We start from the raw sequence: 20,399 nt of genomic DNA, 5'->3' as shown, positions 1-20,399 counted from the left end.
CCAAGATGATTAGTATTGAACTGTTAATGGCATCCGCGATTGGATTACTATTTGCAACTGGCATTTATTTAATTTTACGTGCCAGAACATTTCCTGTGGTGCTTGGCTTGGCCATGCTTGGTTATGGGGTAAATTTATTTTTATTTGCCACAGGTCGAGTACATATTAACTCACCAGCCATACTCACAGAAACCACCTCTGTGACTGACCCACTCCCCCAAGCACTGGTACTCACCGCAATTGTAATCGGCTTTGCAACCACTGCTTTTATTGTACAGTTAGCACTACGCAGTCGCTATGAATCTGGTACAGACCATGTCGACTCTAAAGAAATCACCGAATTGGCAGATGACCCAAATGAGGACAAAGCCTCATGAATAGCTTTTTACATTTTTGGCATGCCCAAACTCCAATTATTAGCATACTGATTCCTGCCTTTGCTGGCTTTATTTTATTACTACTAGGCAACCCCCGTGCTGAAGAGCTACTCACAGATAAACTTCAACCATGGCGACGCTTTATCAGCTATACCGCAACCATTGCAGGTTTTATTACGGCACTTAGCTATGTGATTCAAAGTACTCATGGCCAACTTTTTGTATATACACTCAGCCAATGGTCTGCGCCTTTTGGGATTGTTTTAGTATTAGACCGTTTATCTGGTTTTATGCTATTACTCACCTATCTTTTAGCACTACCTATTTTATGGTTTGCTAGCTCAGACTGGGACTTACGTGGTCGTTATTTCCATGCATTACTACAATTTTTACTGATGGGTTTATGTGGTGCATTCCTTACAGGTGATTTGTTCAACCTCTTTGTATTTTTTGAAGTGTTGCTCATGTCATCGTATGTATTACTCATTTACGGTCAAGGTAAAGCACGCTTTCAACTGGGCATACACTATGTTGTGATTAACCTTGTCGCCAGTGCAATTTTTCTTGTGTCATTGGGTTTAATTTATGCCAGTGTCGGCAGTTTAAATATGGCTGATGTGGCCCGTATTATGCCAACACTACATGCAGACCAAAAACAGCTTGCGACCGCAGGTGCATATCTACTCTTCACTGTATTTGCCATTAAAGCCGCAGTCTTACCTTTAGGTTTTTGGTTACCTAAAACCTATGCTGTGGCGAGTACACCTGTTGCTGCTTTATTTACCCTCATGACCAAAGTGGGTATTTATGCCATTTTACGCGTAAATTCCGTACTTTTTATTGAGCAAGAATACACTGCCTTATTTAATATTTTATTGGCACTTGGCTTACTTGGCTCACTCTATGGCGTAATTGGAGCATTAGGTGCAATACGTTTAAGACGTTTTGTTGGTTTTATGATTTTATCGTCACTTGGTACAATCTGCGTGGCTCTAGGTATAGACCGCCCCACTTCATGGACTGCAGGGCTATATTATCTGTTTCATAGCACCATTGTGGGAGCAGCATTTTATTTACTTTGTGGGTGGATTACTGCACAACGAGGTGAGTTTAAAGACCACTTTAAAGTTGCACCACGCATGAAACAAAATACGCTCCTATCTATTTGCTTTTTTCTGATTGCCCTAATGATGGCAGGTTTACCACCATTTAGTGGCTTTTTAGGTAAAGTCTTTATTTTACAGGCCACTGCAGGCTATCCATACCAAGTCGCTATTATTATCACTATATTAGTAGTGAGTTTACTCAGTATCTTGGCTTTTGTGAAAGCAGGGTTCATTTTATTTTGGCAAGCCAGTGAGCCAGAAAACAATCCTGCAAATGAAGCATATGCACAGTACCAAGCACTGCCTGAACGCTCACCAAAACGCTATGACATCACAGTATATTTTTTCTTAATCATGCTGATCGCATATGTTATTTTTGCCAGTCCGATTCAGCAATATTTGGCGGCTGCAAGCACCGATTTATCACAGCAATCGTTTTATCAAAATGCCATACTCAAGCAAGACCCGCGTGGTAATGTGATTAGTACCCAGCCTTTTGATTCAAAATATATTGCAGAAACAAAATATGCAGGTGAAAATTTGGACCCAAATGCACACCTTATTCCTTATATTGTTGCACCAGAAACACTCAATGGTGAGCATGTTTCTCAATATAAAAAAGAGCAAATTGAAAAACAGCAACAAGAATTATTAAGACCAACCACCTTACCCATTAACAACGATGGTGCAAAACTACAGCGAATGGAGCCTTAAATGAAAAGAAAGTCATTGCTTATACGCTGGTTGCCCCACCCTTTTGTTTCTGTGCTGTGTGGCTTAATTTGGCTTATGCTCAATCACAGTATTGCTTTGAGTGAGGTAATCACCGCATGTCTCATTGCAATTATTATTCCAAAACTCTCAGCACCATTTATTGCTCGCACCCCAAATATTCAATGGCAACCGAGCATCTACTTATTTTTTACCGTACTGTGGGACATAGTTGTTTCTAACTTTGTGGTTGCTAAACTTGTACTTGGGCCTAAAAAAAACCTAGAACCTAAATGGTTCCGCATACCACTAGAAACTAAACATGAGCAAGTTAACTCATTACTTGCAATGATTATTACCACAACACCAGGCACAGTCAGTGCAGGCATAGACCAAGCCCGTGGTGATATTTTAGTTCATGCACTCAATGCAAAAGACCCAGATGCTGAGATTAAGCTCATTAAACAACGCTATGAACAGCCTTTGATTCAAATTTTTAGTGCAAAAACAGGAGTTAATCAATGATGATATTGCCTTATGTACTTGGAATTTGTCTCACCATGATCACAATTTCTATGCTGTTGTGCCTTGTTCGCATGGTCACTGGGCCATCTATTGTTGATCGGCTTTTGGCACTTGATACATTATTTTTAAACACATCTGGACTTATTATTGTACTTGGTATTTATTGGGCAACGAACCTTCTCTTTGAAGGCGCGTTGTTTATTTCTATGCTAAGTTTCATTTCAACAGTTGCACTGGCTAGATACTTTACCAGTGGCCATGTGATAGATTAAGGAGTAAATGATGCAACTTATCATGGAAATTTGTGTGTCATTCTTCTTACTGCTAGGTAGCTTTTTTATGCTGACTGGCGGTATTGGCATGATTCGCCTACCCGACTTGTTTACTCGTTTACATGCACCAACCAAATCAAGTACTTTAGGCTTAGGCAGTTTTTTAATTGCTGCAATGATCTATTCGGCCTTTCATCATCATTTTGGATTTGCTGAATTAATTATTACACTATTGGCTTTTATTAGTGCACCTGTATCTGCCAACCTGATGGCACAAGCAGCACTTCACTTAAAACTGCGTTCACTAAGTGGCGATGTACCTGAAACCATTCAACGCCCTTTACCATGGTCTAAAACTAAGTTTTCAACGCGTGATGTGAACAACAAACTCTCGAACCAACCAACCAATAAGCCAAATCAATAAGAAAAGCACATATAAAAAAGCCACTAGAAAGTGGCTTTTTTATTGTATTAATCTTGCTCTTTTTTACGCTCAGGTAGGTCTTTTACCGCTTCTTCGATTAAATCAAACATATAGTTACCATATGCATTGGTTTTATCATAATGAAAACGTAAACGTGGCGTGACTCTTGTCTTAATGCGTCGACTCAACTCTTGACGCAAAAATCCAGACGCTTTATTTAACACATTTAGCGTCTCTTTATTTGCTTCTTCAGTCTGTTCATCGCCAAGCTCACGTCCCATCACTGTGACATAAATTTCAGCATAACCCAAATCTGGGCTTACTTTCACAGCAGAAATGGTCACGTAACCACCTAAGCGAGGGTCTTTTAACTCCTGACGAATCAGTTCAGCGACTTCTCGCTGAACTGAGTCTGCCATACGTTTTAAACGCTGACTACCTGCCATAAATTAAAGGCTCCGCTTAATAATTTGTACATCATATACTTCAATTTTGTCTAAGGCTTTAATATCTTTATAGCCCTTAACAGCTAGACCACATTCCATACCTGCACGTACTTCTTCAACTACATCTTTATAACGACGTAGTGATTCAAGCTCACCTTGGAAAATCACAACATCATCACGCAAGATACGGATCGGTTTATTACGATGAATCACACCTTCCATCACCATACAACCAGCAGCAGCACCAAACTTACTTGAATGGAAGACTTCACGTACTTGCGCCACACCAAGAATCGTTTCACGATGTTCTGGAGCAAGTTTACCACTCATGGCATTTTTCACATCATCAATGAGCTGATAAATCACGCTATAGTAACGAATATCAATTTCATCTTGATCTGCTTTTTGACGTGCTGTTGTATCTGCACGTACGTTAAAGCCAAGTAATACTGCATCTGATGATTCAGCTAAAGTGACATCAGACTCTGTAATTGCACCAACACCAGAACCAATCACACGTACTTTCACTTCATCAGTTGCAAGGTCATACAATGCTGTTTGTAGTGCTTCTAAAGAACCACGAACATCAGTTTTAAGTACGATATTCACCGTTGGAACTTCTTTTTTACCCATAGAAGACATGAGGTTCTCTAGACGCATTGCACTTGCACGCTCTAAACGCTTTTGACGTTCACGGGTCATACGTGCATCTGCAACTTCACGTGCTTTTTTCTCGTCGTTTACAACAAGGACTTCATCACCTGCCATTGGTGCTTCTGGTAGTCCTAAAATTTCTACTGGAATAGAAGGACCTGCAGATTTAATACGAACGCCATTTTCATCAGACATCGCACGTACACGACCATAAGATGAACCAGCAAGTACCAAGTCACCTACATTTAATGTACCGTTTTGTACAAGAATAGAAGTCACTGCACCGCGTCCTTTATCAACACGTGCTTCGATGACTACACCTTGTGCAGCACCTTTTGCTGATGCTTGTAATTCCATGAGTTCAGCTTGAATTGAGATCAAGTCCAATAGCTCATCAATACCTTCACCTGTGTGTGCAGACACTTTCGCAACGGCAACATCACCACCCCATTGCTCTGGCACAATTTCTTTTGCTGTTAATTCATTCAGAACGCGATCTGGGTCAGCAGATTCTTTGTCCATCTTGTTCATAGCAACAATAATTGGTGTACCTGCAGCACGTGCATGGTCAATTGCTTCAGCAGTTTGTGGCATTACACCATCATCAGCGGCAACAACCAATACTACGATATCTGTTGCTTTTGCACCACGTGAACGCATTGATGTAAACGCTGCGTGTCCTGGTGTATCTAAGAAAGTAATAATGCCTTTGTCTGTTTCAACATGATATGCACCAATGTGCTGTGTAATACCACCTGCTTCGCCTGCAGCTACTTTTGCACGACGAATACGGTCAAGCAATGACGTTTTACCATGGTCAACGTGCCCCATAATGGTCACAACTGGTGGACGAACGGTCAATTCACCACGTGCTTGCTCTGCTTGCTCTAACAGGTTGTCTTCTGTTGCAGTATCAGACACAAGAACAGGGTTATGCCCCATTTCTTCAACCACTAAAGATGCTGTTTCTTGGTCAATCGCTTGATTTTCATTGACTAACTCACCCATTTTCATGAGCATTTTAATCACTTCGCGAACCTTAATAGCCATCTTTTGAGCAAGATCGCCAACAATAATGGTTTCGCCAATTTCAACATCATATACTTGTTTTTTAACTGGTTTTTCAAAACCATGCTTATTTGAAGCACTGGTTTTTAAACCACGTTTATGATGGTTTTTGCTAAAGCTTTGCTCTTCTTGCCCATTACGACCTTTCTTTTGACCACGGGTGTCTTTAGTACTACCACCACGCTTAATTTCACGGTCTTCTTTCTTGAAAGATTCTTCATACGCTTGACCAACAAGGCCTGCAGCAATTGGGGCATCATCGACTACACGAATGGTTTTAGTATCATCATTCGTATATTTAGATGCCATTTTACGCATTTGTTCAAGTGTACGTTGCTGTGCTTCTTCAGCTGCTTTACGACGTACAGCTTCTTCAGTTGCACGAAGCTGTGCTTCTTGTTCCTGACGTGCTTTTTTCTCAGCAGCATTGACTGTTGGCTTAGTATTTGGACGAACCACTGCACCATTACGTTTTTTCACAACAACAGCAGCTTTAGAAGAAGTCGTCACTTGCTCTTTCTTTTGTGCTTGTGCTGCACGCATCGCTTCAAGCGTTGCATTGGCTTTGTTTTCAACAACAGGCTTACTTTCTTTAGCATCAGACTTTACAGCTTTTGCCATTTCTTTTAGCTTGTCTGCATCAGTTTTAGCTTTTGCAGCCGCTTCAGCAGCCAATTGCTTTGTATCAGGCTTGGTAAAAGTATGCTTTTTGCGTACTTCTACATTAATAGTTTTAGGCTTACCAGAGGTACTTGCAACTTTTGCTGTACTGGTGGTTTTACGTTTCAAGGTAATTTTTCCTGCATTGCCTTCGTCTTGACCATGTACTTTTTTAAGATGGTTTACGAGGGTATTTTGCTGTTCTATTGTAAGCGTATCATCAGCGTTTTTTTGTGGCAATCCCGCATCACGAACTTGCTCTAGGAGCTTCTCAACAGGACGTCCCACATTTTTCGCCAATTCTTTAATCGACTTGTCCGTCATTTAATACCTCCTAGTTAAACCATGATTCTCTGGCTTTCATAATTAATTGACCTGCTTGTTTGTCATCAAGACCTTCAATATCTGAGATATCGTCAGTGGCCTGATCTGCAAGGTCATCTATTGTTACAATGCCACGGCTTGCAAGTGCATACGCGATTTGCTTCGTTACGCCTTCCATATTCAATAATTCATCGCTTGGCTCTTGAATATTTTCTTGCTCTTTTAACGCATCTGCCAAAGCAACTTCTTTCGCTCGACTCTGTAAAAGTTCAACAGTTTCAGCATCTAAGTCAATTTCATTGAATGTTTCTGCAGGCACATACGCCACTTCATCAAGTGAAGTAAAGCCCATTTCAACCAATGCAACAGCCAAGTTTTCATCAATATCTAAACGCGTTACAAACATGTCTAAATACTGTTGCGCTTCATTTTGTTGACGAGCATGGTAGTCTTCCTCAAGCATCATATCAAGCTTATAGCCTGTCAAGTCTGATGCAAGACGGACATTTTGCCCTTGTGAACCAATCGCACGTGCAAGTTGTTCGCTTGTCGCAAAAATAATATCTGCTGTACGCATGTCTTCATCAATCACAATACCAGAGACATCTGCTGGCTCAAGTGCACTAGCAATATATTGTGCAGGGTCATCTGACCATACAACAACATCAATACGTTCGCCATTGAGTTCTTGTTGTACCGATTGAATACGTGTACCACGCATACCAATACATGCACCTACAGGGTCTATACGGTGATCATTGGTTTTTACTGCAATTTTAGCACGCACACCTGCTTGGCGTGTGGCCGCTTTAATTTCAATAATTTCTTCTGAGATTTCAGGAACTTCTTTCTTAATCAGTGCCTTTAACATCTCTGGTCTAGAACGAGATAGCAATAATTGTGCACCTCGACCTTCGCGGTTTACTTCATACAAAATTGCACTTAAACGCTGTTTTGGACGTAAGTTCTCTTTTGGAATCGTTTCTTCACGCGCCAAATAACCTTCTGCGTTATCACCTAAGTCGATAATGTAGCCATCTTTGGTTTGTTTTTTCACTTCACCATAAATAAGCTCACCGACTTTAGACATATACGCATCAGCAATCAATGCACGCTCAGCTTCACGAATTTTCTGTACAATCACTTGTTTTGCAATTTGTGCAGCAATTCGTCCAAACTCAATCGACTCAACTTCTAACTCACGAATATCACCAATTGAACATTTCGTAGGGTCTAGATCTGAAATTGCATCTTGGCATGCTGGCATTTCATGGTCTTCATCAGCAACAACTTCCCACTGACGAAATGTACGATACTCACCTGTTTTACGATCAATTTCTACACGTAGTTGTGCTTCTTCAGAGTTTGTGCCTTCGTAAAACTTCTTTTTAGTTGCAGCCACTAATGCCTGTTCTAGTGCCTCAAAGATGGCTTCGCGGCTAACACCCTTTTCGTTACTAACCGTTTCTGCAACGGTAAGAATTTCACGACCCATAAGTCACCTATACTTTCAAATTTTCTTAATAATTTAGTCTTGATATACCAAATTGGCCTTGTCGATATTTTGACTATCAATTTCAATAACGTGTTGCTTTTCCACTTCTACTTGAATCGTTTCATTTTCAAGATCAACAGCAACCAGTTTCGCTTGAAATTTACGGCGATTTTCAACAGCAGCAATTAAACGTAAAGCGATTTGTTGGCCAATATATGCTGGCATTTGAGTAAGTTGAAAAAATGGACGATCCCACCCAGGTGAAGATACTTCAAGAGAATATTCACCAGAAATAGGGTCATGTACATCTAAAATTGCGCCGACTTGCTTTGTCACATTTACACAATCTTGAACACCAATGCCACGACCTTTGTCGTCGGTATTTTCATCTTCAGGGGCTTCTATTTGATCGACTTGATCAGGTCGATCTATATAAATACGTAGCATTGAACGCTTACCTTGCGGTAAAAATTCAATACCCCATAGTTCAACATTACATGCTGCTACCGCAGGTGCAATGAGATCTTGTAGCGCTTGATTTTTGTTTGATAATTTCATGTACTCTCATCATTTTATGCAATGCAACAGTTGGCTTTTGTACCAACCTACCTGTATGTAGTGAAGCATGTATTGTTGACGAATTGATGTCTACACAACATAACGACCATTAAAAAAGGGCGTGTATCCGCCCTTTTTGCACAGAAAAAGCAAAGCCCACTGTGCAAAAAGGCCCACCTATTTGTGAGCCTTTTAGCAAGAATCTTGGTAGCGGGAGCTGGATTTGAACCAACGACCTTCGGGTTATGAGCCCGACGAGCTACCAGACTGCTCCATCCCGCAATAGTGTGCAATATTCTAACTTACTTTTAGTTGCTTTACAACTTTGAATAAGCCCAATGATTTTGCAAGCTTCATTGAATTGGTAGCGGGAGCTGGATTTGAACCAACGACCTTCGGGTTATGAGCCCGACGAGCTACCAGACTGCTCCATCCCGCACCGACATTACAATGTTCTGGTAAACATGTAATCTTAAAACCAAGCACTAAATAACTTGATGGAGCGCATTGTATAGAGCTAAACCATGCAACGCAAGCTGTTTTTTTAACTTTGCTCTATTTTGGGGTTAAGTGGTTCTTTTTTGGGCAAAACCAAAACAAAACCATAGCTAATGCTACTTATCGAATAATTGCTCATATGTTAGATTTCGACGATACGTATAATTTAAAATAGCAAGTTGTCTTTTTGCCTCTTGCTCTTGCCCATTCACGGCAAGGACCTGAGCATATTTTATTAAGTCGTAAGGCATAATATACAATTCAGCCATTTTTTTTGCATTCACCCAATCAAATGCTGTCATTTTTTGATGTACATTTAGACCAATCCATTGTGCTCTAGCGTCATATTGGTCAAACAAAAAAAGAGTGTAAGGTAAATCTACTTTTCCTTTATGATCGTTCATTTCCGCTGTTTTTCCAGCCAGAGTATTGTCCCAAACTAAATTATATTGCTGATAAACATGATATCCAGCAAAAAAAGAAAAAGACACGATAATTGGTATAAACCAGCGACTTATTAAAAGCTCAGAACGTGATTGATACCTAAATGAGATGCCAATAAGCAAACCCAAAGGTAATAAGAAATACATATAATACAATGGAAATTCAAGCATTGAATGAATACCTAATGCCGAGACTATGAGAAAGATTATCAGTGTTTCAAGATTAACAATATGGTTAAATAAGTTTTTATATATCCAGAGAATATATAAAACAACTATTGAACCCAAAGGTAATCCACACCAAACAATAATATCTAAAAATAAATTATGTGCACTGGATGCCCATTCATAGCCTTTATAAACATCAATAACCTGTGCTTGTGCAACACTGGTTTGATTCCAACCATAACCCCAAAGAGGCTGTTTCATGACAGCATGAATCATTTGGTTCCAAATATCTAACCTTAAATAGCCTGATGAAATTCTTTCAGATGCCGAGCTAATAGGTGCAATATCAAAATAAGGAGCTAAAAGATGATTTAAACTTGGCAACACTAAAATTGCTAAAATATAAAAGAGTGTTAAAAAAATAAAATCTTTATAATTAGACTTTAAATCCATTTTATTTTGCCAAACCATAACAAAAATAAAGCAAAAAGTAATGATCAACCACCCTGTACGGGATTGTGAAAGTGCCATGGCAAATAGAAATAGGCAACTAGAAATAATAAATATATTTCTTTTTAGAATAGCTCGTTCAAAAAAATACAAGCCTGATAGTAAACCTAAGGATAACAATGTAGATAATTGGTTAAATTGCCCGATATTTGCATATGGACGATTGCCAGTGAAGCCCATTATCCATGCTTGCCCCTTAAACACCCCTAACCACTGAAAAATAGCGAGGCAAGAAGAAAATAAAGATGCAACAAAAAATGCAGTGTATACAGCATTCAAAAGTGAATTTTTAGTATGTTCTTTTATTGTTAAGTTATAACCAACGATAACAGCTAACATGAAAGTAAATAGATACAGTGACGCCGACCAAGCAATAGTAAAAAAGAAAATTTGGGTAAAATAATATTGTAAAAATGGTACAGCTGATAATAATAAAAATGGAAAAATAAAACGAGGGATAGCTATATTTCTTCTTAAAAATAACAATGGAAGTAGAAAAACAATACTAAAAAAAGCTAAAAACTCTGATAGGAAGCTAGACCACGGAAGGTAATGGGCTGGATTGGCATAAGACAACCAAAGCAATACGCTAAAAAGACTTAGAAATATTTTCATAATAAATGCGGAAGTTTAAAACCTCCGCACTGTTTACCACAAATAATTAAGAAGTAGCAATTGTACGACCAGTACAAGATTTTGGTATATAATCTGCTGGTGCATCTGAGTTACACGTCCAAGTTCCAACAGCACCTGTAGTCGTGTTATCTGCAGAACGTGCCCATTGAATTTTCTTACCTGTAATTGAAGTCGTACCTTGCATTGTACAAGTAATCACGGATGTTGTGCTTGAAATACTTACGGCAATTGCTGAACAGTTATTAGTAGATGTCTGTAAGCCAACAGCAGATGCACTAGTAAGCGTTGTAGATACACCAGTTGCAAGTAATGCTTCGGCATTGGTTTTACCTGGGCTAATTTCCGCTAAGCTTGCGGCAATTTGTGATTTAGCAATATAGCCTTGATACGCAGGAATCGCAATCGCAGCCAAAATACCAATAATCGCAACAACGATCATCAATTCAATTAATGTAAAACCTTTTTGAGCGTTCATTCATTTACCCCGATATTGAGTTTGAAAGGAATATAATTCAGTTAAATTAAACATGCTAAACATAACATATTATATACCAATATACATAGCATGATTATATGTGAATAAATCTAGCACAGCCATGTGATAACTAAATTACAGCAACAAGCATGCCAATAAAAATAGATATTAAAAATTTAGACATCTACACATATTACAAGTACTTAATCATACTTACGAGGTGTTTAAAACATTAAATATTTTTGTAACTGGCCACTTAAATCTATAACAATCGGTCTATAAAATCATCGGATCATCAGATAATTCATTATTAGCGTCTAATGGCTCTATACTTGAATAGTGGTGATTGAGTGTTTTCCCAATTTGTTCTACACCATAGGTGATCGCTACTTTATAGGCCTTATTTTTCATTTGTTGTATCACACTTTGGCAAATATTTTGCCAAGTCCTTGGGTCTGTTGTTTTCTTAATACCACGATCAAATACAATATCGACCTGTCGTTCGCATAAATTAACATACAAAAGTACACCACTATTATATTCAGTATCCCAAACACCCAGTTCTGCAAATAGCTGACGCGCTCTCATCGTAGTATTTTGAAAATATGCAGCATTTGAAGGTATATAACTCTCTATGACCACTTGTATTTCACCAACATGCCCCTGTTCAGCAGACTGAATGGCTTGAGCAATATCTATTCTGTCCTGCTTAGAAAAGTAATATTTACTGTTAGACAAATAAAAAAAATGTTTCAACCAACGCTTAAAGCTAACTGTTGTTTTTTTATCTACACCAGTACTACTTAAAATATAGGTTGCTTGTGTTTTATTTACCATGAGCCCGAAGCACCTCCACCACCAAAGTCGCCACCACCGCTATAACCACTACTACCATTACCGCCACTACTGTCGCCACCACTACCACCACCTGATGTAAATACTTGTAGTAGTAACTGTGCTAAAGAAGTGATTAAAAGGAAAAAAACACCAGCACCGAGCAAAAGGCTGACCAGTAGTCCAGCCCCACTGAGTAAACCTGTACTGACCGCAGTCACACCAGCCACAGATGCTGTTAAACGATGACCAAAGAATGAAGATGCAAATATACCTACAATTAAAATAATGGCGGTATAAAGTAGCATCTGATCTCTAGATTCTTGCTCACGAATCGCAATTTCATGCTGTTGTTTTAACTGTTGTGCCGCTTGCTGAGCAATCGCTGGGTCTAAATTAATGATTCTTTGAATTTCATTGATACCCGACATTAAACCCAGTGCAATATTGCCTTCTTTAAATGCAGGGGTAATTTGGTTGCGTATAATCCGACTTACCACAACATCTGGTAATACCCCTTCCAAACCATAACCTGTTAGAATTTGAATCCGACGATCATTGACTGCAACAGCAATCACAATACCATTGTCTTGTTTTTGTGTGCCTAGCTTCCACTGGTTTGCAAGTCGTATTGCAAAATCAAAAATATCTTCTTGCCCTGTACTTGGTACAATCACAACGCCTATCTGTGCTTTTGCAGTTCGATGGATTTGGGTAATTTGGTCAGATAACTGTTTTAACTGTGTTGTATTTAAAAGGTGTGTTTGATCGATAACAGGTTGATTAAGCGTAGGCAAAGTACGTGTACTTTGCCCATCTTGTAGGTCATTTGCCACAGACTGTGGTGTATTCGTACTCTGCTGTGACGGTTTATTGTTGTTTTTTTTAGCTTGTTGCTCCTGCACCACCTGACCCACAATTGCATCATCAGGAGACTGATCACTCAAAGCAGTGGTTGTAAGTAGTTGCTTGTTTTGATCATCACTCCAAGCCAAGACTGAACTGCTTAAAAGTAGCACACTGATAAGCACCTTAAAAAACAATCCTAGCTTATTTGAACACCAAATATGCATTGGCCAGACCTATCTAAACTAATTATCAAATGATACCGTTGGTGCTTTTTCAGCACCTGCTTGTGCACTAAAATTAGGGCGCACTTTCATACCAATAACCTTTGCAGTGAGTGCCTGAGGGAATTGGCGAACATAGGTGTTATAGTCCTGCACAGTTGTAATATAACGATTTCTTGCAACAGCAACTCGGTTTTCAGTACCTTCAAGCTGTGCTTGTAAATCTAAAAATTGCTGATTCGCTTTTAAATCAGGATAGTTTTCAGATACAGCGATCAGACGTGACAAAGAGCTTGTAAGTTGATCTTGTGCCTTTTGGTACTTCTGAAATAACTCTGGGTTTTCAAGTACTTCTTTATCGACTTTAATACCTGCCACATTTGAGCGAGCTTGTGTCACTTCGGTGAGTGTACTTTTTTCATGTTTTGCATAGCCTTTTACAACATTCACCAAGTTTGGTACAAGATCGGCACGGCGCTGGTATTGGTTTTCTACATCTGACCAAGATGCATTCACTGCTTCATCTTTTGCTTGTAATACATTGTAACCACAGCCTGACGTTACCAGTGTTGCACCCAATACGCCAACAAGTGCAAGTTTTTTTAAAGTGTTCATACTTTCCTCATTTTTATAGTCACTGATCTCTATAATAAGCATTTTTTCTAAGTATGGTGTTTCTTTTATTTAATAAAGCCCCCAAAATAATTTGGAGGCTTCATTCTTTACAAAACAATTTAATCAGGATGACACTCATCACAACAATAAACCATAAAAGTCCTTTATTGTAGAAAGTGTCTAAATAATAGATTAAACATCTAGGTACTCTAAAATACCTTCAGCTGCTTGACGACCCTCCCAAATGGCAGTCACAACGAGGTCTGAACCACGTACCATGTCTCCACCGGCAAATATTTTCGGATGAGATGTTTGGAATTTATATTGTTGCTCTTCCTTAGCCACCACGCGACCTGAACCATCGAGCTCAATACTTGCAGTACTAAACCAATCCGCTGGGCTTGGTCTAAAACCAAATGCAAGGAGTACAGCATCTGCAGGTAAAATTTCTTCTGAACCCGGCACAGGCTCTGGACTACGGCGACCACGTACATCTGGTTCACCCAATTGTGTGGTCACGACCTTCACGCCAGTGACTTTGCCATGCTCACCCACAATTTCAATCGGTTGGCGGTTAAATAAAAACTCTACACCTTCTTCTTTAGCATTTTGTACTTCTTTACGAGAACCCGGCATATTTGCTTCATCACGGCGATAAGCACACGTGACTTCCGCCGCACCTTGGCGAATAGAAGTACGGTTACAGTCCATGGCTGTGTCACCACCACCAAGTACAATCACCTTTTTGCCTTCCATGCAAATATATTCAGACGCATCTTTTTCCCAGTTTTGACAACGGTTCACATTGGCAATCAGGAAGTCTAAGGCATCGTACACACCATCTAAATCTTCACCGGCAAAACCGCCTTTCATGTAGGTATATGTACCCATACCCATAAATACGGCGTCATAATCTGCTAAAAGTTGTTCTATAGTAATGTCTGTGCCAATCTCTACATTCAGCTTAAATTCAACACCCATGCCTGTGAAAATTTCACGACGGCGTTTCATGACATCTTTTTCCATTTTAAATTCTGGAATACCAAAAGTCAGCAAGCCACCAATTTCTGGGCGCTTATCAAAGACAGTCGGTTTAACACCACTACGAATTAAAATATCGGCACAGCCTAGACCTGCAGGGCCTGCACCAATAATAGCAACTTTTTTATTGGTCCATTGCACATGTGACATGTCTGGTCGCCAACCAAGTGCAAAGGCAGTATCGTTAATGTATTTCTCTGCATTACCAATGGTCACTGCACCAAAACCGTCATTTAAGGTACACGCCCCTTCACACAAACGGTCTTGTGGACACACACGACCACACACTTCAGGCAGTGTGTTTGTTTGGTGACACAGTTCAGCCGCTTGAAAAATACGCCCTTCAGAAATGAGTTTCAACCAGTTTGGAATGTAGTTGTGTACAGGACACTTCCATTCACAGTAAGGGTTACCACAACCTAAACAGCGGTGTGTCTGGTTTTGTGCTGTATCTGTACCAAATGGTTTATAAATTTCTACAAACTCAGATTTACGTACATCAATTTGTTTTTTTTCAGGGTCTTGGCGTGCGACATCGAGAAACTGGAAGTCGTTACTTAGGCGTTCTGCCATATTGTTCTCCGTGGGTCAGTGCAAAATGATTGGCTAACCATTTTGCACCTGCCTGTTCATATCAAGATTCGAGTTACTGTGGGTCGGCCTGTGTTGCTTTTAACAACGTGAGTAAGTTTGCTGCTTTAGGTTTAACCAACCAAAATTTTCGGCTATAGAAGTCAAACTCATGGCGAATCTTATATGCCCACGCACTTCCTGTTTCTTTGATGTGTTCATCTAAAATGCGTAGCAAGTTAGTTTGGTGTTCTTCCATAGATTCCGTTGAAATACGCGTCAAATCAATTAACTCATGGTTATAACGATCAACAAATTCATTTTCCAAGTCTAGAACGTAAGCAAAACCACCTGTCATACCTGCACCGAAGTTATAGCCCACTTTGCCCAAAATGGTCACCACACCACCAGTCATATATTCACAACAGTGATCACCTGCCCCTTCAATGACCGCAAATGCACCTGAGTTACGCACGGCAAAACGCTCGCCTGCTGTACCTGCCGCGTAGACTTTACCACCCGTTGCACCATATAAACACGTGTTACCAATAATGGCTGTGGTTTGCGTTTGGAATGGTGAACCTTTTGGTGGGAAGATCGCCAGTTTACCACCTGCCATACCCTTACCGACGTAATCGTTTGCATCACCCTCTAAGCGAATGTGTAAACCACCTGCATTCCACACACCGAGTGACTGCCCTGCTGTACCATTTAAGTTCACAACCACTGGGTTACTTTCCATACCCAAGTTACCATGACGGCTCGCGATTTCACCAGAAATTCGAGCACCAATAGAGCGGTCACAGTTACCTACATTAAAGAAGAACTCACCGCCTGTTGCTGCTTCAATGGTTGGCTTCATTTCTTCAACCATTCTTTCAGCCAACAAACCTTGGTCAAATGGTGGATTACCCTGTTGTACGCAGTACTGCGCCTTACCTTCGGCTGCAGGGTGTGACTGTAACAGTGGGCTCAGGTCAATATGACGATGCTTCTGTGTTTCACCCGGTAGCATTTCTAGTAAATCTACGCGACCAATCAGATCTTTCAGTTGGCTCACCCCAAGTGTGGCCAACCACTCACGCGTCTCTTCTGCAATAAATTTGAAGAAGTTAATCAGCATTTCCGGCTCACCAATATAGTGATCTTTACGTAAGTGGTCTTGTTGCGTTGCAACACCTGTTGCACAGTTGTTTAAGTGACAAATACGTAGGTATTTACAGCCTAAAGCGATCATTGGTGTAGAACCAAAACCAAAGCTTTCTGCACCTAAAATGGCGGCTTTCACCACATCTAGACCCGTTTTTAAACCACCATCGGTTTGTACACGTACTTTGCCACGCAGGTCATTAATACGTAATGCTTGATGTGCTTCTGCAAGACCAAGTTCCCACGGTGAACCAGCATGATGAATAGAAGACAACGGCGATGCAGCTGTACCACCGTCATAACCTGACACGGTAATAAAGTCAGCATAGGCTTTTGCCACGCCTGCAGCAATCGTACCCACACCCGGCTCAGACACCAGCTTTACCGACACCATCGCTTTCGGATTAACTTGCTTTAAGTCAAAGATAAGCTGTGATAAATCTTCAATTGAATAAATATCGTGATGCGGTGGTGGTGAAATCAGGGTTACACCCGGCACTGCATAACGTAAACGAGCGATTAATGGGTTTACTTTACCACCAGGTAACTGACCACCCTCACCTGGTTTTGCCCCTTGTGCGACTTTAATTTGTAGTACTTCAGCCGACATAAGGTATTCTGGTGTGACACCAAAACGGCCTGATGCAATTTGTTTAATTTTTGAGTTTCGAATCGTGCCATAACGTGCAGGATCTTCACCACCCTCACCAGAGTTTGAACGTCCACCCATGGTGTTCATGGCTGTCGCAATCGCCTCATGTGCTTCTGGTGACAATGCACCTATCGACATGCCTGCAGAGTCAAAACGAGGTAAGATTTGACTAATATCTTCCACTTCATCAATTGAAATTGGATGATCTGTTTTTACTTTTAGCAAATCGCGAATGGTCGCAACAGGACGATTATTCACCAATTCTGCATACGCTTTGAAGTCTTGGTAATCTCCAGAACGTACAGCACGATGTAATGCATTAATCACATCTGGATTAAAGGCGTGATATTCCTTACCAAATACAAATTTCAGCATACCCCCTTGGTCAATTGGCTTACGGGTTTTCCATGCCAATTCTGCCAAGATTTTTTGGTCATTTTCTAAATCTGTAAAAGTCGCACCTTGTATACGGCTTGGTACACCAGTAAAGCACATATCAACCACTTCACTCGACAAACCAACGGCTTCAAACAACTGCCCACCACGATAAGAGGCAACGGTTGAAATTCCCATTTTAGATAAAACTTTGAGCAAGCCTTTATCTATACCTTTACGGAAGTTGCTTTGTGCTTGTAGTGGATCACCCAACAGCTCACCTTTCGCCACAAGATCATTAATCACGTCATAAGCAAGGTAAGGATAAACTGCTGTCGCACCAAAGCCTAAAATCACTGCAAATTGATGTGGGTCACGTGCAAGTCCAGTTTCTACAATAATGTTAGCATCTGCACGCAAGCCGACTTTAATGAGGTAGTGATGAATTGCACCTGTTACCATTGCAGCATTTGCAGGTAAATAGCCTGCTCGGATTTTTTTATCTGAAATAATCAGTAAAGTTTTACCATCACGAATGGCCTGTGCCGACTCTTCACAAATGCGTTGAATCGCAACTTGCAACCCTTCAGAAGCTTCATAGTTTAAGTCTATTTCAGCCGCTTCATAGCCTGTACGACCAATGGTTCTGAGTTGGTGCATTTTTGAATTAGACAATACAGGGCTTGAAATAATCAAGCGGTCTGCATGTTCTGGCCCTTGCTCAAATACGTTTTGCTCACGGCCTAAACAGGTTTCAAGTGACATCACAATCGACTCACGCAACGGGTCAATTGGTGGATTGGTCACCTGTGCAAATTGCTGTCTGAAATAGTCAGTTACATGACGTACTTGTTTTGACAGCACTGCCATTGGCGTGTCATCGCCCATTGAGCCAACAGCTTCTTGGCCATTTTCAGCAATTGGACGTAACACTTGATCACGTTCTTCAAAAGTGACCATAAACATTTTTTGTGCAACTTTCAGCTGCTCACCACTTAAACCTTTATCAATCAAATGTTCTTCAAGCTGTGGACTGACTTGTAAACGTAAGGCATTTTCACGCAACCATTGGCGATATGGACGCATACGTTTCAGATGGTTACTCACATCTTCTGTTTCAAGAAGTTTTCCTGTAAACGTGTCGACCACTAAAATCTGACCAGGACCTACACGACCTTTAGACACAACATCTTCAGGCTTGTAATCCCACACACCAATTTCTGAGGCAAGGGTAATATAATCATTTTTGGTAATGACCCAACGTGCAGGGCGTAAACCATTACGGTCGAGCATACAAATGGCATGACGACCATCTTGAATCACTAAACCTGCTGGGCCATCCCATGCTTCCATGTGTTTTGAGTTAAACTCATAAAACGCACGTAAGTCTGCATCTAGGTTTTCAACATTTTGCCATGCAGGTGGTACCAGCATGCGTAAAGCACGGAACAAGTCCATACCACCGCCAATCAGAATCTCAAGCATATTGTCTAGGCTTGATGAGTCAGAACCTGTACGGTTGACAATGGGGTCTAGCTCAGACAACCCCGGTAGCAATGGGTTTTCAAATTTTGGAGTACGTGCACTCGCCCAATTACGGTTTGCCGTAATGGTATTAATCTCACCATTATGTGCTAAATAACGAAATGGCTGTGCCAATGGCCAACGTGGCAATGTATTGGTCGAAAAACGTTGGTGAAATACTGCAATATGTGACTTTAAGTCTTCGTTTGCTAAATCTGTATAAAAGTCAGCAATCGCTGCAGGCATCATTAAGCCTTTATAGCTAATGACCGTAGAGCATAATGTGGTGACGTAAAATTCTGTATCTTGACGTAACAGTTGCTCTGCTCTTCGGCGAGCTAAAAAGAGTTTACGGTTAAATTCAGGTTCAGTCACACCCATTGGGCAGTTCACAAAAACTTGCTCAAAACGCGGTAATGATTGTAGGGCAATTTCACCCAGCACATCTAGATTAACAGGCACTTCACGCCAGCCAATCACACGTAAGCCGTCTGATTCAATTTCTTTAGCAAGGATGTGGCGTGCATGTGCTGCAGTTGCTTCATCTAGACTTAAAAACACTGAACCCACAGCAAAAATTTCGCTGAGTGTAATATCACTCACTTTTTTGGCTTCACTACGGAAGAAGTCTTTTGGCATCGCCAAAAGTAAACCACAGCCGTCACCAGTTTTACCATCTGCGGCAATACCACCACGGTGTGTCATACAGCTTAAACTATGTATTGCTGTTTTTACTAAGTCATGACTTTCATTGCCTTTCATATGGGCAATTAAACCAAAACCACAATTATCCTTGAACTCATCAGGTTGATATAAACCTTGAGCGGGGGCTACAGTGTTTAGCGATGGCATATGCATAGCGGACCCTTTTTGTCAATTCGCTCTAAAGAGCAATACACTTAAGAAATTTTTTTGCGACTTTTATCGGCAGCTTGTGGCTTGTGAGAACAAACGTGGGCTAAATTTTAAAGCTCGTTTAAATAGCATATCTTGTTTTGAGCGCCACTCCATACATAAAATTGCAAGAATGTATGTAGTGAATCATGTTAACCGCAAAAAACGATGCTTATTTTTTTGGTTTCAATTTGGACCATACATCACCAAATTGAGGCTTCATGCACCAATATAAGCAAAATATATGCCAAACAATAAGATTTATTATATTCAAAATAAAAAAATAAATATCAAACACTTAAAAAACCATATAAACAGCTCAATT

The 20,399-nt window shown here is 40.4% G+C and carries 16 protein-coding genes and 2 tRNA genes; 5 read left to right on the top strand and 13 right to left on the bottom strand.

The window, feature by feature from the left end; translation table 11 throughout:
• Nucleotides 1–5 precede the first annotated feature (5 nt).
• From I2F31_RS11020 to I2F31_RS11000, 5 genes are read left to right on the top strand one after another with little or no spacing between them, the layout of a single operon-like run.
• Nucleotides 6–377, top strand: a complete 372-nt coding sequence (locus I2F31_RS11020) for a Na+/H+ antiporter subunit C (protein ID WP_195769540.1) — start codon at nucleotides 6–8, stop codon at nucleotides 375–377.
• The gene (locus I2F31_RS11015) at nucleotides 374–2,197 is read left to right on the top strand and encodes a monovalent cation/H+ antiporter subunit D (RefSeq protein WP_195769539.1); all 1,824 of its coding nucleotides are present in this window, start codon (nucleotides 374–376) and stop codon (nucleotides 2,195–2,197) included. The genes I2F31_RS11020 and I2F31_RS11015 overlap by 4 nt, the downstream gene beginning before the upstream one ends.
• Complete coding sequence (locus I2F31_RS11010) at nucleotides 2,198–2,719, top strand: Na+/H+ antiporter subunit E (protein WP_195769538.1); 522 nt, start codon at nucleotides 2,198–2,200, stop codon at nucleotides 2,717–2,719. It abuts the gene before it with no gap.
• Nucleotides 2,716–2,991, top strand: a complete 276-nt coding sequence (locus tag I2F31_RS11005; RefSeq protein ID WP_195769537.1) for a monovalent cation/H+ antiporter complex subunit F — start codon at nucleotides 2,716–2,718, stop codon at nucleotides 2,989–2,991. Before I2F31_RS11010 ends, I2F31_RS11005 begins: the two co-directional genes overlap by 4 nt.
• Nucleotides 2,992–3,001: 10 nt before the next feature.
• Nucleotides 3,002–3,415, top strand: a complete 414-nt coding sequence (locus I2F31_RS11000) for a Na+/H+ antiporter subunit G (protein WP_195769536.1) — start codon at nucleotides 3,002–3,004, stop codon at nucleotides 3,413–3,415.
• Between the two features lie 47 nt (nucleotides 3,416–3,462).
• Here the strand turns inward: I2F31_RS11000 and I2F31_RS10995 are convergent, their stop codons facing one another.
• The 13 genes from I2F31_RS10995 to gltB form a co-directional block, all read right to left on the bottom strand.
• Nucleotides 3,463–3,861, bottom strand: coding sequence for a ribosome-binding factor A (locus I2F31_RS10995; protein WP_195769535.1), 399 nt, complete (start codon nucleotides 3,859–3,861; stop codon nucleotides 3,463–3,465).
• A 3-nt stretch (nucleotides 3,862–3,864) separates the two neighbouring features.
• A complete protein-coding gene (infB, locus tag I2F31_RS10990) occupies nucleotides 3,865–6,567 on the bottom strand; it encodes a translation initiation factor IF-2 (protein WP_195769534.1) in 2,703 nt (900 codons plus the stop codon).
• 10 nt (nucleotides 6,568–6,577) lie between these two features.
• Complete coding sequence (nusA, locus tag I2F31_RS10985) at nucleotides 6,578–8,062, bottom strand: transcription termination factor NusA (protein WP_195769533.1); 1,485 nt, start codon at nucleotides 8,060–8,062, stop codon at nucleotides 6,578–6,580.
• 33 nt (nucleotides 8,063–8,095) lie between these two features.
• Nucleotides 8,096–8,620, bottom strand: coding sequence for a ribosome maturation factor RimP (gene rimP, locus I2F31_RS10980; protein ID WP_195769532.1), 525 nt, complete (start codon nucleotides 8,618–8,620; stop codon nucleotides 8,096–8,098).
• A 205-nt stretch (nucleotides 8,621–8,825) separates the two neighbouring features.
• Nucleotides 8,826–8,902: transfer RNA gene (locus tag I2F31_RS10975), tRNA-Met, on the bottom strand.
• 80 nt (nucleotides 8,903–8,982) lie between these two features.
• Nucleotides 8,983–9,059: transfer RNA gene (locus tag I2F31_RS10970), tRNA-Met, on the bottom strand.
• A gap of 175 nt (nucleotides 9,060–9,234) precedes the next feature.
• Nucleotides 9,235–10,854, bottom strand: a complete 1,620-nt coding sequence (locus I2F31_RS10965) for a PglL family O-oligosaccharyltransferase (RefSeq protein ID WP_195773900.1) — start codon at nucleotides 10,852–10,854, stop codon at nucleotides 9,235–9,237.
• 46 nt (nucleotides 10,855–10,900) lie between these two features.
• Nucleotides 10,901–11,350 carry a pilin gene (locus I2F31_RS10960; protein ID WP_195773899.1) on the bottom strand — a complete coding sequence of 150 codons (450 nt, stop codon included), beginning with the start codon at nucleotides 11,348–11,350 and terminating at the stop codon, nucleotides 10,901–10,903.
• A 276-nt stretch (nucleotides 11,351–11,626) separates the two neighbouring features.
• Entirely contained in the window at nucleotides 11,627–12,187 is a 561-nt protein-coding gene (locus I2F31_RS10955) for a TPM domain-containing protein (RefSeq protein WP_195773898.1), read from the bottom strand.
• Entirely contained in the window at nucleotides 12,181–13,257 is a 1,077-nt protein-coding gene (locus I2F31_RS10950) for a TPM domain-containing protein (protein WP_195773897.1), read from the bottom strand. The genes I2F31_RS10955 and I2F31_RS10950 overlap by 7 nt, the downstream gene beginning before the upstream one ends.
• 18 nt (nucleotides 13,258–13,275) lie before the next feature.
• Nucleotides 13,276–13,869: a LemA family protein gene (locus I2F31_RS10945; protein ID WP_195769527.1), complete on the bottom strand. Its 594-nt coding sequence runs from the start codon at nucleotides 13,867–13,869 to the stop codon at nucleotides 13,276–13,278.
• A 192-nt stretch (nucleotides 13,870–14,061) separates the two neighbouring features.
• Nucleotides 14,062–15,483, bottom strand: a complete 1,422-nt coding sequence (locus I2F31_RS10940) for an FAD-dependent oxidoreductase (RefSeq protein ID WP_195769526.1) — start codon at nucleotides 15,481–15,483, stop codon at nucleotides 14,062–14,064.
• Between the two features lie 73 nt (nucleotides 15,484–15,556).
• On the bottom strand, nucleotides 15,557–20,032 hold the full coding sequence (gene gltB / locus I2F31_RS10935; RefSeq protein ID WP_195769564.1) for a glutamate synthase large subunit: 4,476 nt from the start codon (nucleotides 20,030–20,032) through the stop codon (nucleotides 15,557–15,559).
• Nucleotides 20,033–20,399: the final 367 nt, after the last annotated feature.

It is taken from the genome of Acinetobacter rathckeae, assembly GCF_015627125.1.
Taxonomy (GTDB): Bacteria; Pseudomonadota; Gammaproteobacteria; order Pseudomonadales; family Moraxellaceae; genus Acinetobacter; species Acinetobacter rathckeae.
The sequence above is the reverse complement of the archived record's forward strand: the minus strand, read 5'-3'. Positions and strand labels throughout refer to the sequence as shown.

Excerpts from the sequence above, each read along its gene's own strand:
- I2F31_RS11020 (WP_195769540.1), top strand. The coding sequence starts at position 6 with ATGATTAGTATTGAACTGTTAATGGCATCCGCGATTGGATTACTATTT.
- I2F31_RS11015 (WP_195769539.1), top strand. The coding sequence starts at position 374 with ATGAATAGCTTTTTACATTTTTGGCATGCCCAAACTCCAATTATTAGC.
- I2F31_RS11010 (WP_195769538.1), top strand. The coding sequence starts at position 2,198 with ATGAAAAGAAAGTCATTGCTTATACGCTGGTTGCCCCACCCTTTTGTT.
- I2F31_RS11005 (WP_195769537.1), top strand. The coding sequence starts at position 2,716 with ATGATGATATTGCCTTATGTACTTGGAATTTGTCTCACCATGATCACA.
- I2F31_RS11000 (WP_195769536.1), top strand. The coding sequence starts at position 3,002 with ATGCAACTTATCATGGAAATTTGTGTGTCATTCTTCTTACTGCTAGGT.
- I2F31_RS10995 (WP_195769535.1), bottom strand. The coding sequence starts at position 3,861 with ATGGCAGGTAGTCAGCGTTTAAAACGTATGGCAGACTCAGTTCAGCGA.
- infB (WP_195769534.1), bottom strand. The coding sequence starts at position 6,567 with ATGACGGACAAGTCGATTAAAGAATTGGCGAAAAATGTGGGACGTCCT.
- nusA (WP_195769533.1), bottom strand. The coding sequence starts at position 8,062 with ATGGGTCGTGAAATTCTTACCGTTGCAGAAACGGTTAGTAACGAAAAG.
- rimP (WP_195769532.1), bottom strand. The coding sequence starts at position 8,620 with ATGAAATTATCAAACAAAAATCAAGCGCTACAAGATCTCATTGCACCT.
- I2F31_RS10965 (WP_195773900.1), bottom strand. The coding sequence starts at position 10,854 with ATGAAAATATTTCTAAGTCTTTTTAGCGTATTGCTTTGGTTGTCTTAT.
- I2F31_RS10960 (WP_195773899.1), bottom strand. The coding sequence starts at position 11,350 with ATGAACGCTCAAAAAGGTTTTACATTAATTGAATTGATGATCGTTGTT.
- I2F31_RS10955 (WP_195773898.1), bottom strand. The coding sequence starts at position 12,187 with ATGGTAAATAAAACACAAGCAACCTATATTTTAAGTAGTACTGGTGTA.
- I2F31_RS10950 (WP_195773897.1), bottom strand. The coding sequence starts at position 13,257 with ATGCATATTTGGTGTTCAAATAAGCTAGGATTGTTTTTTAAGGTGCTT.
- I2F31_RS10945 (WP_195769527.1), bottom strand. The coding sequence starts at position 13,869 with ATGAACACTTTAAAAAAACTTGCACTTGTTGGCGTATTGGGTGCAACA.
- I2F31_RS10940 (WP_195769526.1), bottom strand. The coding sequence starts at position 15,483 with ATGGCAGAACGCCTAAGTAACGACTTCCAGTTTCTCGATGTCGCACGC.
- gltB (WP_195769564.1), bottom strand. The coding sequence starts at position 20,032 with ATGCCATCGCTAAACACTGTAGCCCCCGCTCAAGGTTTATATCAACCT.